This window comes from Pedobacter polysacchareus (genome assembly GCF_019802255.1).
Classification (GTDB): Bacteria; Bacteroidota; Bacteroidia; order Sphingobacteriales; family Sphingobacteriaceae; genus Pedobacter; species Pedobacter polysacchareus.
Map to the genome: position 1 here is coordinate 194,600 of NZ_JAHYSS010000001.1, position 17,033 is coordinate 211,632.

Below are 17,033 nucleotides of genomic sequence, written 5' to 3' on the forward strand. Positions count from 1 at the left end.
TTCACGTGGAACGCATAAAGATGCCCGCTGTTAAGCGCTAATGTTTCACGTGAAACAATAGGTTAAAATTAATCATTTAATAGTGGAGAGGAGCTAATTCATCTCCCTTTTATTCTTTCTTTTTTTTGTACGTCCTCATTTAAGGAGCAGCCTTTGTATTGTTAATAAAGGCAGTTTTGTCTTTTAAATCGTTAGAAAACACTTGATTTTCAAACGACAGCAAAGGTTGTATTAAAGCAGGACTCGATTTAAAGCATCACTTCAAATGAGGTCTGCTTTTTGTTTTTATACCCATCAAAAATAGCTTGTTCCACGGAACGTTTTTGAGGGTTTTAAGGAGGGAATTAATATGGTAAACCATCCTATTTTTCTTTTTTTATCCCCGGAATGCCGAGGCGATCCTCAAGATATCTAAAGGGTACAGCCTGGATTTCCAACTGCTGCTTCGTTGTTATTAGTGGAGAAAGCAATCCAATTTTTCAATTCCATTTGCCTATCCTTTGTGTTTATCCGGGGTTAAGGAGTTTAGATTTGCTTCTGTATCATTTTCGTTTATTATGGCTTCTCCTCCGGATAAATCCGGGAGGGTAATTCCATTTTTAATTGCTACCCATGCCTCATAATTAACACTGAACGTAATGCTAAACTTCCTATTTTAAGCATTTGCGCAAGCCTGTTTTTCTAAAAGCTCCTTAAAAATTCAGATGATTCTTCCTTAGAGAAACCTAATGAATTTTGCTGAGCGTTCTAAAATTTAAACCAAAAACAAAGCCTTTTCGCTTTTATTTCTGGCTACAATAGCGGGGATAAACCACCATTGTTTTTTGATTATTAAAAATGAGAAAGAACTTTTGTTGTTAAGAATTTCTTTTATATCATTCTAAAACTGGATGAAATCGATCATGAATAAATCCTGCCGATAGGGGGAGCGTGATCAATTGTCCCCACCTGAATACGCTTGATCAGGCGGGGATAATTGTTAGGATTTATTGTTCTGATAATGTTAACCAGCGTTCAGTAACTGTTTCCAATTCCTGATTTAAGCCTTCAATTGTTTTAGAAACTTCCTGTATTTTTGTATAGTCAGCACTGTCGATTGTCAGTAGAGAATTGCTCAATTCCTGAATTTTTCCTTCCAATTCAGCAATCTTAGTTTCTGAATCTTCCAGTTCTTTTTGCTCTTTAAAAGACAGCTTTTTTACTGGACTTGCTGCTGCTTGTGGGGCAGGCTGTTCCTTCGTTTTTGCTGGTGCCTTTTCTTTTGGTGTCTCTAAACTGATTCTATATTCAGAATAGTTACCGTTATAAATTCCTACTTCTCCATTGCCTTCCATGATGAACAATTGCTCACTCATCTTATCCAACAAATACCTATCGTGAGATACTAGGATTAACACACCTGGGAAGTTCTCTAAGAACTCTTCTAATACATTCAGCGTATCAATATCGAGGTCGTTAGTTGGCTCATCCAGGATCAGGAAATTAGGGTTCTGCATCAACACCTTCATCAGGTGTAATCTTTTCTTTTCACCACCACTTAGCTTTTCAACCATCCCGTGTTGTTTCTTAGGAGGGAAGAGGAATAAGGTTAGTAATTGCGAAGCAGAGATCGTCTGACCATCGGCCATTTTGATATATTCTGCATCAGATTTTACGATATCAATTACTCTTTCTTTCTCATTGAAGGCCAGACCACCTTGCTTATAGTAACCATAAACAGTAGTTTCACCAGTACTTACTTTTCCTTTTTCAGGTGTTAAGTAACCGGTAATGATGTTCAATAAAGTAGATTTTCCGGTGCCATTTTTACCTGCAAGACCGATACGGTCTGCACGTTTAAAGGTATAACTGAAATCATTAATGATCGGATTGCCATTAAAAGACTGACCAATATGGTCCAGTTCCAGGATTTTATTCCCTTGACGAGCCATTTTAACGTTAAGTGTAACGCTTTGATTGTCAGATCTTTGTTTAGTTTTGCTTTCCAGATCATAAAAAGCATCAATACGTGATTGAGACTTCGTAGTACGGGCAGCAGGCATTCTTCTCATCCATTCCAGCTCCTTTTTCAAGAGGTTCTTATTTTTCTGAAATGTACTTTCATCGGCCATTTCACGCTCAGATTTCTTCTCCAGGAAGTAGGCGTAATTGCCATTATAATTGTAAATCTTTCCTCTGTCTAACTCTACAATGGTATTACAAACGTTATCCAGAAAGTACCTGTCGTGTGTAACTAATAATATAGTTTTATTGCCGGAAGTCAATAGTTTTTCCAGCCATTCTATGGTATCAATGTCCAGATGATTGGTAGGCTCATCCAATACATAGATCTCAGGATCCTCTATCAATAGCTTTGCAAGCGCCAAACGCTTCTTCTGGCCACCAGATAGGGTAGAGATCTGCTGCTGCAGATGAGTGATTCCCATACGGCTTAAAATCGTTTTAATTTCGTGCTCGTATTCCCAGGCATTGTGCTCGCTCAACTCTTCGTATAAGCGGTTTAAAGTTTTTTCATCCGGGTTTGGATCTTCAATCAGTTCCTCATATTCTTTGATCAGTTGCTGCTGTTTGTTTTCTGTAGAGAAAATGAAATCGCTAATCGAGTAACCGTCTGGAAAAGAAGGCTCCTGATCCAGGAATCCTATTTTAACAGATTTATTCTTCACGATTTTACCTTCCAAAGGATTAAACCTTTCGGCAAGTAATTTCAGTAAGGTGCTTTTTCCAGCACCATTTATACCAACCAACGCTACGCGCTGTCCAGGTTGAATCCCCAGGGTCAAATTTTTAAATAGCCATTCATCATGGTAAGCATGGCCTAAGTTTTCGGCTGCAATTAGTGTACTCAAAGTCTGTGTTTAACGATATTTTATGTATGAAATTACTGCAAAAGTAAGCAATAATTCTTAGGTATATAGTTGAGCCTATTGAACATGAAGGGATTTTCCCCATTAAAAATCAGCCAATTGGGTTAAAAATATTCTTTATGGCAGCTGGATTGCGAAAAGTATTTTGCGCATCGGGAGGACGGAAATCTTTAAAAATGACAGAATTGAACAGGCCAGACCATTAAAAGCACGAGGTTTAACGATAGGAGTAGGCGGGTATTACCGACACACTACTTTAGAAAAGGCTTGTTTTTAGCACTGAAAATGCAAGATTACTTTATGGTATGCGTTAAAGAAACACTCTTTTCAACGGACTTGATGCCAAACTTTGTTCCGGTAAGGATGATGACGGCGGTGGCGCCAATCAGTATTTTTTTTATGGTGGTTTTCATGGTTCCCTGGTTTTAGGTTTGCGAAATATCTTTCATGGATAAGACGCAGTCCCGGGAAAAACGTTTCAAAAAATTGACGTTCATTAGACCATCTGTGCTTTAATTTCGACGAACAGACGGATATAACCTATCAACACGAAGGACTTTAAAGCGCAGATTCCATTGATTTAAACAAAGCTAAAGACTCATCTTCTTTTTGTGTCATCAATGTTTTTGCGGCTTTACCTTTGTCTTTATAGCCCAAAAGATGCAAGGTGCCATGTGCCATCACGCGGTACAATTCATCTGCTACGCTATGCTTAAATGTTTTTGCATTTTCCTGAATGCGCTCCAGGCTGATAAATATATCCCCTACAATCATTTTAAGCTCCTCTGAGTTATCAAAAGTGATCACATCAGTATAAGTGTCATGGTTAAGGTATTCCTGGTTTATACGCAGTAAATACTCGTCTGAGCATAAGATAAAGTTCAATTCCTGTAATGAATAACCTTCTTTTTCAATTATAGCCTTGATCCAGGCCTTAAGCAAGGTTTTCTTTTTAAGGGTATAACTAAGGTCTTCGGTGAAAAAATGAACTGCAGGTTTTGCCATCTGGATATAGAATTATTGCGCCAAATTTAGCAATTTAAAATATTCCGCAATTTTATTTTTATAATAGTGGTTCAGGCTGGGCGGCAATTTTTGGATCCATTCCGTTTCATTTTTTTGGTTTTTCCGGAATTTTTCCAGCATCTGCTGGTAGGATGGAGGAAACTCTTTTCCTGCTTTACTTTCTCTTTTTGAATCCTGATCCTGCGCCCTTTGTGCATCATTTGCCTGCAAAAGTTTAGTCAGCAGCTCCTTCTGACGGTTCAACGTTTCCTGCTCCAGTCGCTTATTTACCAAATCAATTTCTGTCGACTTCATGTCCTTGATCATCTGATTCAGGTTGCCTAAACCAGATTTACCATCTTTATTCTCTTCCCGATTGATCTTTTCCAAAGCTTCCCGGATCATTTGCTGCTGCTGGGCCATTTTAGCAAACTCCTCAGACATTTGTCCTTTTGGCACAGTGCCTTTATTTCCCGATTTTTGCAGTTGATCCTTTGCTTTCTGCATGCTGTTATTGAGCTGCTCCTGCATTTGCTGCAGCTGTTTCATGCTCTGTTTCTGTTTTCCTTTACCGCCGCCACTAGCGTTTTTCTTCATTTTCTGCAGCTGTTCCAGAGCCTCATTGAGCATCAATGAAAGGTTATTGATGGAAGTCATGGTATACTGCTGGTTCTTATTTGCAGCTGCAGTATTTCTTTCGCCTAGATTATCCAGACTCTTATCCATGTTAAAATTGATCTTTTGCAGCTCCTCATTAACCGTACTTTCTATCTGTGGAACTCGCTTACTCAATGAAAATAAGCTATCGGCAATGGTCTTCATATTGTCTTTGATGGCCCTTTGCTGCTGCACATTGGCCGTATAAAGCGGATCATTATTACTCAGTTTTCTCAGGTTAAGCATTACCTTTTCCTGATCAAAAGAAGTTTTAAGCAGGTTTTCCAGCAATTGGCGCAATTCCTGAACATTCAGGTTGTTTTCCATTTCCGCAGATTCCTGCTGCATATCGTCCATCTTTTTGGCCAGCTGTTCAAGTTGATCGGCCGCCTTCTGCTGATTTTCAGCCGCTTGCTTGCGGTTGTTCTTTTCCAGGTTTTCTTTACTCTCTTTTTGCTGCTGCTGAATGTCTTTGGCCTCCTTTTCAGGGTTCTGGAAAGGATTTGGCCGTTCCAGCTGTTCATTTTTCTCCTGCAGGCTTTTCAATTCTTTTCGGATTTCCTCAAAAGAAGCACGCTGTTCTTCCTGCTGCTGTTTCAATTCTGAAGCCGTCTTTTTCTGATCTTTACTCTGCTGAGAAAGGGATTTCTGCTCCTTCGCAAGTGCTTTTATGCGGTCAATATTGTTTTGCAGACCCTGTTCAAATTCCAATTGCTTGTAAAGTTCCAGAATGCGGTCCAGCTCATTTTTTAAGGATTTATTGTCCAGCTGCATTTTGGAAAGCTCCTGTTGCGTCTGGTCCTTATTATTTTGATCCATCATGCTTTGCAACTGCTCCAATAAGGCTTTTGTTTTATCATCCAGCACGTTCTTAAACAGCTCGTCGATTTTCTTTTGCTTTTCGAGCAATTCATCTTTTACCGCTGCATTTTCTTCCTTATCAAAGTTATTCTTCTCATTCAGCTCCTGGAGTGATTTAACGGCCTCTTCCAGCTGTTTCTGCTTGTCCAGCAATTGCTGAATCTGCTTCTTATCATCAAAATTCAATGCTTTTTTGTCCAGAAGGGCAGCACCGAGTTTTTTACTTTCTTTCTCTACTGCTGCAGCGAGTTTAATGGCCTGGTCCATTTTCTGTTTAACCGCTAAGCTGCCCTGATTGATTTTTTCAGCAACCTGCTGTGCGGAAGGGAGTTCATAAGTTTTTAGTGCAGATTTGGTCGTTTTTGGACCGTTAACACCATCATTATCCGCAACTTCAAAGTAATATTCTAACTGCTGACCAGGCTTAATACCTGCTTTATTTAAATCCCAGAAGAAGAAGAACGCATTTTCTAATTGTGTCTTTTTAATGGGAATGGACTGGCTGACTTTATTTTTTGCCTTGCCGTTTTCTGAAATCACATAGCTGAATTTCAAGGTGCTAAAACCGTGGTCATCTGAAACATTTCCAGAGAAGTAAAGGGCTTTACTGCTCAATGAATCCGGGGATTCTGTGACGGTAATGTTTGGATATTCATCTGCGATGATCGCAACCTGATGGACTAAAGAGTCTTTACTGCCCGCAAAAAAGCTGTTTTTAGGACTCAAGCGGTATTCCCCGTTTTTCCGTAAAGTGCTTTTAAACGAAAAATTATTGTCTCTGGAAAGCAGCAACTGCTCCTTGTTGTCCCAAATAAAAGCCAGTTGGTCACTGTTTACCGTTTTTAATTTCCAGGTTACATTGGTGCCATCAGGCAATAGTAAATCACCGGCATTGGCAATGGTTTCGTCCTTTTTTCCCAGGTAAGCAGGGTAATGAAGATCGACGGTCATGGCTAGAATTGCCGGACGAGGCTTCACTTCAATGACGTAAGGAAGGGAACTAAAACCGCCTGCATTAAAGCGGATCTCTTTCTTCTTTTGCAGGTTTTTAAAAGTATATTGAAAAGTAGTCTTGTCCTTTTTTTCAAGCTTATAGGTATTCAAACCATCAGAAATATACACCTCCTGCGGCAGTTCATTGCCGCTGAGTTTAAGGTTCAACGTCAGGTCATCTCCCTGAGCACAAATCAGTTTCTTATTTGTCAATTGAAAAGAAAAAGGGGCTTTCGGTAAGATTTCTCTGTTATATTGAACAAAACTGCTGGTACCTTCTCTTAAAATGGAAGGGGCAATGATGGCAATCAGCAAAATGATGCTCAGTGGAAACAAGGAATACCGCAGGTACTTTTTATTGTCATTTAAGCGAATGGCCGTACTAAAAGGAATTGGTTTTAGGGAATTGATCTTTTGATCAATACCTGCCATAATGAGCATATTGTGTTCCGGGTTCTGATCTGCCAGTGCCTTTAACTGGAGCGTATTTAACAGTTTGTCTTTTACATTGAAAAAATGATCCCCAATCAGCGTTGCAGCCTCCTCAATACTTAAATTTTTACTTAGCTTGAAATAGGCAAGGGCAGGTTTAATGACCCAAATAGCAATCGCAAACACAGAAAGCGTGATGGAGCCGAAAAACAAAAGCGTTTTCATGGGAATTCCCGGCTGGGCATAGTAGACCAGTACGAACAGCAATAGGTATAATGCTAAAAGAAAAGTAGCGGCATAAATGCTGCCCCGCAATAGTTTGTTCAGGTAAAACTTTTGCGTAAATTCATTAACTTTCGAAATTAAAAGCTCGTAATTGCTGTTCATGAATTAGCTATAATGACGCTTAAATATAGGGAATGAATCTTGGTTGTGATAAAATAAACACATCATAACACTAAATTAACGCTGCGATCTCGTCTTTTGTACTATTTATAAACCAATATTAAGATGATCAATTCAATTTATGCCATTGCGATGGCTACGTTATTTACAACGACCGGAATAAAAACTGCTGAGATGGAAAAAATAATAAGTCCTGTGCTGCAAAAAACGGAAACCTGGAATAAGAATCAGGTGATTGCCCATCGTGGTGCCTGGAAGAAGAAAAACCTGCCTGAAAACTCTATTGCTTCCTTAAATGAAGCGATAAAACTAGGCTGTTATGGGGCTGAATTTGATGTACAAATGACTTCCGACAGTATTTTGGTAGTCAATCATGATGATGACTTTCTGGGAATGACGATTGCCAGCCATACTTACAAGGAATTATTGGAAAAGAAACTGAGTAATGGCGAAAGTATCCCAACATTGGAAGCTTATTTGAAAGCAGGAAAGAAACAGAAGGGCACCAAACTGATACTGGAATTGAAACCTTCAAAAATCAGCCAAGAAAGAGAGCTTCAAATGACCAGGAAAGCGGTAGCCATGGTAAAAAAGCTAAATGCTGCAGCTTGGGTGGACTATATCAGTTTTAGTTATCCAATCTGCCTGGAAATACTGTCATTACAGCCAGGAGCGAAGGTAGCCTATCTCAACGGAGATGCGTCTTTAGAAAAGCTAAAAGAAGCTGGCTTTTATGGTGCAGATTACCATTTCTCTGTTTATAAAAACAACGATTGGTTTACGAACTCCAAAACCCTCGGCCTAACTTTAAATGCCTGGACAGTGAACAGTGAAACAGAGATGAACCGCCTCCTGGATCAGCACATCGAATTCATTACCACCAACGAACCAGAACTGCTGTTTGACCTCCTGAAATCCAGGAAATAATCCAATTTATTCAACAAGCAAAGTCCCTTTAAAACAAAAAAGCATCGCGATTGCTCGCGATGCTGTACAATTATGTTTTTAATAATCTAGATTACTTTAACATTAATCGCATTCAACCCTTTTTTACCGCTTTCAACATCGTATTCAACTTTGTCGTTTTCACGAATTTCATCGATAAGGCCTGTTGAATGTACAAAAATTTCGCTATCTCCGTTAGCTGGAATGATGAATCCGAAACCTTTAGTTACATTAAAAAATTTTACTGTTCCTTCTTGCATTGTATTATTTATTAATAAATTAAGTGTGCAAGATACGTAATATTTTCTATAATACACATAGGCGAAATTTTTCTAAAAACGTCGATTTCAGGCTTTTATTTAGCACCCTTTTTTCCGGCCACAATCACGTTTATTTCGCTGGAATGAGGGATTCCAAGGGTACTTCCAGGGGTAATTTTTAATAGGTTTTGGAGGTATACATTGATAATGGCCTCCAATGTTTTTTTCCTTGGCTCATAATTCGCCGGATCCGAAATCCGGAAGGTTCCTAGGTACATTTTTCCCTTCGCATCCACTACTGCTGTAAACTCATAACCGAAGTCTTCATAAGCTCTTGAGATGTCAATCCGATACTTCGGAAACAGGTAGTCGTAAGCCTCGGTTTTGCCATTAATCCGGTCTACAACGTTTAATTTTTCAACCTTGATCATGTCACTCAATGGTTGAAACACGACCGGCTGACGGCCAGCGAAAGCAAGCTTAGGGTCTGAAGGATGTTGGTTCGCAACATCGGCCAGTTTTTGAATATATAACGTATCCGCTTTTGTTGGCTTTTGCAGGTTTTCAGGAGTAGTTTTCAGTACATTTTGAATGTAATTCTCCGAATAATACGTGATGTTTACATCCGACCGGATGTCTTTCGCGATTTCTTTTCTCACCACCTGTAAACGCTGCATCGAAATGCTGTCTTTGCTGATGTTCTTAATTCTAAACCATTCTTTTGCGAAATTATAAACGTCTCCATGATCGTATTGGAGGAAAAATGTCTGCATTCTCTGCTTCTGGGGGCTGTAAGCCATGATCGAGTCATTGGACTTGAATTGAATGATCCAACTCGGCTCTTGCTGGAACCCCATCTCATTAAAAGATAAGCCGGTACTGAAGCGGCGTTTTACTTCATGGTACTTTATATCTTTTATCGTGTCAAAAGACAGTTTTCTTGCGCGATTTCTTCTTTCTTGATTGGTTTCAGCGTTACAGCTCAGCAAAACAGTAATGACGGATAATAAGGTATAAATGAGCTTTTTGGACATGCAAAAATAATATTGGTAATGGATTAAATCTGACCGCAAAGTTATAAGAATCAAAAGATTTTATATTCTTTGTTTCAGTTTTATCAATTTAATGTTGAGCTGGCCCTTCCTCAAAATCGTAACCACAACGGTCCTATCGTTCCCTTCACGGAAAACCTTATTGATTTCTGTTAAAGAATAACTGCTGGCAGGCATGAAATTCAGAAAAATGATCTCGTCATCTGCTTCCAATCCACCTATTTCTGCAGGAGAGTCAGGCTCAATTCTGCCAATATAATAGCGTTTAACCTGAGTATCGTCTGAATAGATCTCCATTCCAGCCATATCGTGCTGAAATGGACGGTTAAAGTTCCCGTTTTTTCGCAGGTACATGGCACTGTCGGCATAATCAAAAGTGACATCAAATCGACTTAATATATCGGCGCCCAGATTTCCATTCCGGTCATGGAGCAATACCTTGCCGGCAACGTCCTCGTATTTTGGATAGGAACTGAGCACCTGATTCAATTGAAAAGATCCGATTCTAACGATGGGTACCCTGCCGATGCTCCCGCTAATGGGGCCACCAAGGCCCATCCCCAGATTGGCAAGGATGGAAACAGGAGGTAAAGGAAAGGGCTTTTTATTTAGGATTTCCAGAGAGATCGCATGACTGGCGCCATTATCGACCAGCATTTTTAAGGTTAAAACACCTAGTTCTGCGGACTCTATTTCTATTTTTGTATATGGCTTGTCGTTGATCATTTCCAAAGCAATCCGTTCTCCCTTGATCTTTTTACCATAAGAAGGCAAGTAAAAAACGACTCTTTTATTTGAATATTTAAGCTCTACAATGAAACTTTTGAAAAAGTGATAGCCCAATAATCCATGAATTGGCATGCCTACATAGCTGGACAAGCGGAACAAATCTTCTTTTAATACCGCAGTTGGGATATGTTTCAGCGTAGCTTTGCCAATTCTTGCTTCCAGTGAAGTGGTTACATAGGCTTCAATTTCACCGCCTTTGCCCAAACCGGAGATTTTGATGGTTCGTAAGTCTTTGATATTTAAGCTGTCGGTTAAACTGGGGTCGGAGATGATCATTGGTCCAACTCCAGTGTCTAAAATGAAGTTAAATGGCCCTTTATCATTGATGTAAACAGGAATAATCACCAGATTTTTAATCAGAGTCATATTGATGGCATCTTTCTTCCGGTCACTTGGAAACTCGAAATTTTGGGCATAGCCGGACTTTAAAGTCATAGCGATGGTCAGGAAGAGCAGCAGGATTTTAAGTCCTGTTAATTTCATCGCGCATACTAGCCGTTTCATTGATCTAATTTAATAAATTAGTTCCTAAGAAAATTATATTTAAGCATAAAAACAAAACTTATTTAAGAGATAACCGCATGGATTTTGTCTGCTTCGCTTATCTTAATCGAGAACAACATTAGCCTCGTTTAGGGCTTTAATTAAAAGAAATTTTAACACTAATCCGATCAAAATGAAACGTTTGTTATTATTACTGCTACTTTTCACAGCCAGTTACAGTTTACAAGCCCAAACTACAAAAGTCTGGATTGTCAGACATGGAGAAAAGAACCTGGAAGACCCTGCAGATAAAGATCCTGCCCTAAGTAAAGCAGGAGAAGAACGGGCAATCACCCTGGCTAAATACCTGAAAGGAAATAAAATGGCCGCTTTATTCAGTACCGACTATAAGAGAACAAGAGGAACATTGGCTCCTTTGGCAGCCGCACAGCAGTTGCCTTTTCAGCTGTATAAATCTACCGATTACCAGGCATTAGCGGATACCATTTTAAACACCTATAAAGGAAAAAATATCGTTATTTGCGGGCATTCTAACCGACTTTTAGGGATTATTGCTGCTTTTAAGGCGACGAGTACATTGAAAGAGATCAGGGAAGATGAATACAGCCATATTTTTCTGATCGAAATCAAGGGTGACCGGGTAAAGCTACAAGAAGGAAATTACGGAAAGTTATAACTTTTCAAAAGGAATATCCAACAGGGCATAATTTTTATAACCCTGAAAATCGAAATGCCACCACTCGTTTGACAATACACGGAAACCATGGTCTTGCATCACCTTTGTGAGCAGGCTTCGGTTTTTCAATACAGCAGCAGGCAGCTGTTGGTAATTTGAAGCAGCCAATGGCGAAAAACTGTCATAAGGAGTAGGCATTTCCAATTCTTTTCCCGTTTTCAAGTGGATTAAAGTCAAGTCAAGGGCACAGCCTCTATTGTGCCTGGACCCAGTTTTTGGATTGGCGACAAAGTTTTTATTACTCGCTTTCTGGTAGAGGATTTTTGTAGCAGTATGAGGGCGGTAGGCATCATAAATTTTCAAAGCATATCCTTTTTTTGCCAAAACAGCTTGCACCTTTTTCAACTGCACTACCACAGGTCTTCTGGCAAAAGCCCTTGCTTGTTTATAAACGGCGAGCTTCATGAAATTATTTGTAGTCGCATATCGAATGTCTAGGACCAAACCTGGAATTTCTTTTTTCAGCTCCAGGAGCTCCTGATTTGGGTCATATCGATAAGTCCGTTCGTAGGCCGTAAAACTATGCACTACTTTTAAGGGTTTTAAAATGACTTTTTTTTCTGCAGCTGGTTCCTGGAAAAAGAAGAAACTCAGCAACAGCAGACAAATGGATTGGATCATTTTCTATTGATTAGAAACCACCAGGAGTTCAATATCCTTAAAGGGAAGGTTAAACATATTGGACAGGTCTTTATTCGTCAGGTGACCCTGATATATATATAGTGCTTCCCGAATTCCAGGTTTACTCCAGATCACGCCGGTCAGGCCACCAAGGTCGCCGATATCTAATAGGATCGGAGCAAAAATATTGGTCAGTGCATAAGAGGCTGTTCTTGGTACTCGTGAAGCAATGTTCGGAACACAATAGTGAATGACCTCATGTTTTCTAAACACTGGGTTGCTGTGGTTGGTCACTTCAGAAGTTTCGAAGCAGCCGCCCTGGTCAATGCTTACATCGATCACCACCGAGTTCGGTTTCATCCGCATCACCATTTCTTCCATCACAATACAAGGGCTTCGGCTATGATTGGCGCGAATTGCTCCGATCACCACGTCGCAGGTGGTAATTGCCTTGCCTAAAACGATGGGTTGCATCACCGAAGTGAAGACCCTGCTCCCTAAGTTGTTTTGGAGCCTTCTAAGGCGGTATAGGGAGCTATCGAACACTTTTACTTCCGCACCTAGAGATAATGCCGTACGCGCGGCGTATTCTCCGACCGTTCCGGCCCCTAAAATGACCACTTCGGTTGGAGGAACTCCGGTAAAGCCGCCAAGCATCAATCCTTTGCCTCCTGTGGCGGAGCTCAGGTATTCTGCTGCTATAAAAATCGAGGTTGCGCCAACAATTTCACTCATGGCCCTCACCACACTTAAAACCCCACCTTCATCGCGAAGGTTTTCAAAACAGAGGGCATTGATCTTTTTATTCAATAAAGCCTTCAGGTAGCTTTCTTTTAATCCACCCATCTGCAATGCTGAGATCAGCGTTTGCCCTTTATGCATCATGCCTATCTCTTCCAGGGTTGGTGGTGCAATCTTAACCAGTATATCGGCCTCGAATACGCTTTTCTTATGAAATGAAATGGTGGCACCCTGCTCGCTGTAATCATTGTCGGAGAAATTAGCGCCAATTCCAGCACCACTTTCAATAATTACCCGGTGACCGTTATTGATCAGCAAAGCAACAGACAATGGGGTTAATGCGATCCTGTTCTCCTGAAATGAAATTTCTTTGGGTATGCCAATATAAAGACTATTGGTTTTTTTGTTGATTTCCGACATGGTCTCTTTGGGCTGTATCAGTCCTTTTTGAGCAATAGAGGCCATTCCTTCCCGTAATCCTGTAGCCATTTTATTTATAGATATTTGTCCTCAAAATAAGCAAAATACCTGAAAATAAGTGTATTTACAATTTAAATTTTGGAAATTGACAGTAATCTTTCCGTTTCTCCCGTTGCGGTGATTTCGATTTTAACGTAATGTTCAGGAAGTAATTCTTCCACTTTTTCCGGCCATTCGATCAGGCAGATATGCTCCGAATAAAAGTATTCCTCATAACCAATGTCATAAGCCTCCTGAAGGTTTTTGAGTCTGTAAAAATCGAAATGATAAATGATGCCGTCTTTTCCTTCATATTCATTAACAATGGAAAAAGTAGGACTGGACACGACATCAGTGACCCCCAATACTTTCGTCAGTGCTTTGATGAAAGTCGTTTTCCCGGCACCCATATCTCCTTCAAAGATGAAAAACCGCTCATTTTGAGCAAATTCTAATACTTTCTGTGCTGCCTCGTCCAGGCCGGCTAAATTTTTAACCTCAATTTCCATTTTATTGTTTTTTATTCATCAGGGACGCTTCCTTCACAGCGAAATCCCTTAAATCCAAAACTAAGAATTTTTAGAAGTTTACGGAAATTGTAAGTTAAATCTATGTGTCGATAACAAGTGGCGCTGAAGGTCGTATGGTAGTCGGGAAGAGAACTGCTAGCCTTTACAGGGAGGTAGGGGTTCGGTTAGGGTTTGGATAGCACAGACTAAGGCAAACCTACGCGAACCTTAACCGAACCCCCTCCGAACCTTATTATAAGGCCCTTCTCTTCCCGAACACTTCCCCGTTTTTATTTTGAACTGTAAGTTGCTACTGGAATGATCATTTCTTCCAGAGAGATTCCACCATGCTGGAAGGTCTCATTGTAGTAATTTACAAACTGATTATAGTTGTTCTGATAGACGAAATAACGATCTTCTTTCGCAAAAATATAGTTAGAGCTGATGTTGATCTTAGGCAACTGTGCTTCATGTGGATTTTTAATTAAAAACACCTCTTTGGCGTTGTAATTCAGGTTTCTACCTTGTTTGTAGCGCAAGTTTGTATTTGTATTTCGATCGCCGATCACCTTGCTGGCATGTTTTACACGAATCGTTCCATGGTCGGTCGTAATCACCAGTTTCACCTTTTTCTGAGCAATCTTTTTCAAGAGTTCCATCAAAGGAGAGTGTTCAAACCAGGAAAGGGTAAGCGAACGGTAGGCGGCGTCGTCATTGGCCAGCTCACGAATCATCTGCATGTCTGTACGGGCATGAGAAAGCATGTCTACAAAATTGTATACGATGGCATTAAAATCGTTTTGAAGCAGGTTATTCACTTGTTCATTCAAAGCCTTCCCGTCGTCATAGGTCAGGATTTTATGATAGCTGTGTTTGTAATCTTTGCGCAGCGTCCTTTTGATGTTTTCCGTTAAGAAAGTACTTTCATGTAAATTTTTCCCACCTTCATCATCGTCATTCTGCCATAATTTAGGGAAGCGTTTCTCCATTTCTAGCGGCATTAGACCCGAAAATATCGAATTTCTCGCATATTGAGTAGCCGTTGGCAGAATACTAGAATAAGTATCTTCTTCTTCCAGGCGGAAATGCTCCGTAATCAATGGATTGATAATTTTCCACTGGTCATAACGTAAATTGTCAATCAGGATGAAAAACACAGGCACGTTGCTATCTGTAATGAGCGGAAAAGCTTTTCTTTTCAAGAGCTCGTTTGATAATAACGGTGCTTTTTCTTTGCCATTAACCCAACCCAGGTAATGGTCTTCAATGAATTTTGAAAACTGTGCATTGGCTTCTGATTTTTGCATCGTCAGGATCTCATGCATCTGTGGGTCATCGAGTTTTTCAAGCTCCAATTCCCAGAAAACCAGTTTCTTATAAACATCTACCCATTCCTCATAACTCAGCCTGTCGTTCAAGGTCATTCCTAGTCGGCGGAAATCTTGCTGATAGGCCATTGATGTCTTTTCACTGACTAAACGCTTATTGTCAATGATCTTTTTAATGGTCAATAATACTTGTTTTGGGTTCACTGGCTTAATCAGATAGTCGTCGATTTTAGAACCAATCGCGTCTTCCATTAAGTTTTCTTCTTCACTTTTGGTGATCAATACCACTGGTACATCATTTCTGATATTCTTGATGGCGGTAAGGGTTTCCAATCCGGTCAATCCCGGCATATTTTCATCTAGAAATACCAGGTCAAAGTGCTCTTTACCAAAGGCTTCCAGTGCATCGTTTCCGTTAGTGAAAGTAGTCACATGGTATCCTTTTTCATTTAGTAATAGTATATGTGGTTTTAATAAGTTGATCTCATCGTCGGCCCATAAAATTTTGGTTTCCTGCATTACTGTACTTATATAAAATAAAATTAAATCTTTCAAAAAAGTATTTCTCTTTCTTAGTATGGATAAAAATAGCAATTTTTGTACCGTATAATTTTATTTGTAAGGATTGAACAAAAAGAAAATCATAAATGACCCGGTCTATGGCTTCATAAATATCCCTTCTGAAATCGTGTTTGACTTGATCTCACACCCATACTTTCAGCGGTTGCGGTATATCAAGCAATTGGGGATGACCCATTTGGTGTACCCAGGAGCCCTGCACACCAGGTTTCATCATGCGCTTGGTGCAATGCATTTAATGAGCCTCGCTTTGGAAATCCTGAAAAGTAAAGGCCAGGCCATCAGTAGAGAAGAGGAAGAAGCGGCTACAATTGCCATTCTACTGCATGACATCGGACATGGGCCTTTTTCCCATGCGCTGGAACATACCCTGGTGAATGGAATTCACCATGAAGCCATTTCTATGCTGATCATGGAAAAGCTGAATGTAGAGTTTGGAGGCCGACTAACTATGGCCATCAACATCTTTAAAGGCGATTATCCAAAAAAATTCTTACCGCAGCTGGTTTCTGGTCAGCTGGATCTGGATCGTATGGACTATCTCAACCGCGACAGTTTTTTTACGGGCGTGAGCGAAGGAGTGATCAGTTTCGACCGCATCATCAAAATGTTCAATGTATTGGATGGGGAATTGGTGATCGAAGAGAAAGGAATTTACTCCATTGAAAACTTCCTGATTGCCCGCAGACTGATGTATTGGCAGGTATACCTCCATAAAACAGTAGTCGCCGGTGAATATTTGCTGGTTAGGATACTGGAACGCGCGAAGGAGCTTTCCGGCAGAAAGGAGACGCTTTTTGCCACACCAGCACTGCAGCATTTCTTAAAAAACGACGTCAATAAACAAGAATTTTTCCGGGATGAAGTTCACCTGCAGGCATTTTCCAAGCTGGACGACCAGGATATTTTCACCTCAGTAAAGGTTTGGAGAGACCATCATGATCCGATTTTATCGCAGTTATGCACCATGTTTATCAGCCGCAATCTCTATAAAGTAGAGATCAGCTCGGAAGCACCGGATTTGGAACGCGTTCAAAAACTGAAAGAAAAAGCTGCTGAAAGCCTACAGCTTAACACTCATGAGATTGGTTACTTTGTCTTTACAGATCAGATAGAAAACCGCGCTTACAACGCAGGAAGTGGGAATATCAATATTTTGATGAAAAATAATACCATTATTGACATTGCAAAAGCATCAGATTTATCTAATTTAGAATCTTTAGATAAAACCGTAACCAAACATATACTGTGCTATCCCAGAATGATTTAGCATTTTTTAACAAAATAATT

Annotated in this window: 13 protein-coding genes; 3 read left to right on the forward strand and 10 right to left on the reverse strand. The window is 40.0% G+C overall.

Annotation, left to right across the window (positions count from 1 at the left end; genetic code table 11):
• Window positions 1-986: 986 nt before the first annotated feature.
• The 3 genes from K7X70_RS00720 to K7X70_RS00730 form a co-directional block, all read right to left on the reverse strand.
• Window positions 987-2,849, reverse strand: coding sequence for an ABC-F family ATP-binding cassette domain-containing protein (locus K7X70_RS00720; RefSeq protein ID WP_222535282.1), 1,863 nt, complete (start codon window positions 2,847-2,849; stop codon window positions 987-989).
• Between the two features lie 576 nt (window positions 2,850-3,425).
• Window positions 3,426-3,872, reverse strand: coding sequence for an rRNA maturation RNase YbeY (gene ybeY / locus K7X70_RS00725; RefSeq protein ID WP_222535283.1), 447 nt, complete (start codon window positions 3,870-3,872; stop codon window positions 3,426-3,428).
• 12 nt (window positions 3,873-3,884) lie between these two features.
• On the reverse strand, window positions 3,885-7,202 hold the full coding sequence (locus K7X70_RS00730) for a DUF4175 family protein (protein WP_222535284.1): 3,318 nt from the start codon (window positions 7,200-7,202) through the stop codon (window positions 3,885-3,887).
• A gap of 123 nt (window positions 7,203-7,325) precedes the next feature.
• Here K7X70_RS00730 and K7X70_RS00735 point away from each other — a divergent pair, with 123 nt between their 5' ends.
• The gene (locus tag K7X70_RS00735) at window positions 7,326-8,147 is read left to right on the forward strand and encodes a glycerophosphodiester phosphodiesterase (RefSeq protein WP_255606849.1); all 822 of its coding nucleotides are present in this window, start codon (window positions 7,326-7,328) and stop codon (window positions 8,145-8,147) included.
• An 86-nt stretch (window positions 8,148-8,233) separates the two neighbouring features.
• On the opposite strand, the gene K7X70_RS00740 is transcribed toward K7X70_RS00735, so the two are convergent.
• The 3 genes from K7X70_RS00740 to K7X70_RS00750 form a co-directional block, all read right to left on the reverse strand.
• Window positions 8,234-8,425 carry a cold-shock protein gene (locus K7X70_RS00740; RefSeq protein ID WP_008241764.1) on the reverse strand — a complete coding sequence of 64 codons (192 nt, stop codon included), beginning with the start codon at window positions 8,423-8,425 and terminating at the stop codon, window positions 8,234-8,236.
• 95 nt (window positions 8,426-8,520) lie between these two features.
• The gene (locus tag K7X70_RS00745) at window positions 8,521-9,459 is read right to left on the reverse strand and encodes a hypothetical protein (protein WP_222535285.1); all 939 of its coding nucleotides are present in this window, start codon (window positions 9,457-9,459) and stop codon (window positions 8,521-8,523) included.
• Between the two features lie 60 nt (window positions 9,460-9,519).
• Window positions 9,520-10,770, reverse strand: coding sequence for an aspartyl protease family protein (locus K7X70_RS00750; RefSeq protein WP_222535286.1), 1,251 nt, complete (start codon window positions 10,768-10,770; stop codon window positions 9,520-9,522).
• A gap of 172 nt (window positions 10,771-10,942) precedes the next feature.
• Here K7X70_RS00750 and K7X70_RS00755 point away from each other — a divergent pair, with 172 nt between their 5' ends.
• Window positions 10,943-11,446: a SixA phosphatase family protein gene (locus K7X70_RS00755; protein ID WP_222535287.1), complete on the forward strand. Its 504-nt coding sequence runs from the start codon at window positions 10,943-10,945 to the stop codon at window positions 11,444-11,446.
• Here K7X70_RS00755 and K7X70_RS00760 read toward each other — a convergent pair.
• The 4 genes from K7X70_RS00760 to porX all read right to left on the reverse strand — a co-directional run bounded on the left by K7X70_RS00760 (window position 11,441) and on the right by porX (window position 15,683).
• Window positions 11,441-12,127, reverse strand: coding sequence for a M15 family metallopeptidase (locus K7X70_RS00760; protein WP_222535288.1), 687 nt, complete (start codon window positions 12,125-12,127; stop codon window positions 11,441-11,443). The two genes, K7X70_RS00755 and K7X70_RS00760, sit on opposite strands and share 6 nt — an antisense overlap.
• Before the next feature lie 3 nt (window positions 12,128-12,130).
• Window positions 12,131-13,357 (reverse strand): alanine dehydrogenase, encoded by a 1,227-nt coding sequence (locus tag K7X70_RS00765; protein ID WP_222535289.1) that lies wholly within the window; start codon window positions 13,355-13,357, stop codon window positions 12,131-12,133.
• A gap of 62 nt (window positions 13,358-13,419) precedes the next feature.
• On the reverse strand, window positions 13,420-13,836 hold the full coding sequence (tsaE, locus tag K7X70_RS00770; RefSeq protein ID WP_222535290.1) for a tRNA (adenosine(37)-N6)-threonylcarbamoyltransferase complex ATPase subunit type 1 TsaE: 417 nt from the start codon (window positions 13,834-13,836) through the stop codon (window positions 13,420-13,422).
• Window positions 13,837-14,126: 290 nt separating this feature from the next.
• Window positions 14,127-15,683 carry a T9SS response regulator signal transducer PorX gene (gene porX / locus K7X70_RS00775; protein WP_062546370.1) on the reverse strand — a complete coding sequence of 519 codons (1,557 nt, stop codon included), beginning with the start codon at window positions 15,681-15,683 and terminating at the stop codon, window positions 14,127-14,129.
• A 106-nt stretch (window positions 15,684-15,789) separates the two neighbouring features.
• Between porX and K7X70_RS00780 the strand changes: the two genes are divergently transcribed.
• On the forward strand, window positions 15,790-17,013 hold the full coding sequence (locus K7X70_RS00780) for an HD domain-containing protein (protein WP_222535291.1): 1,224 nt from the start codon (window positions 15,790-15,792) through the stop codon (window positions 17,011-17,013).
• Window positions 17,014-17,033 lie beyond the last annotated feature (20 nt).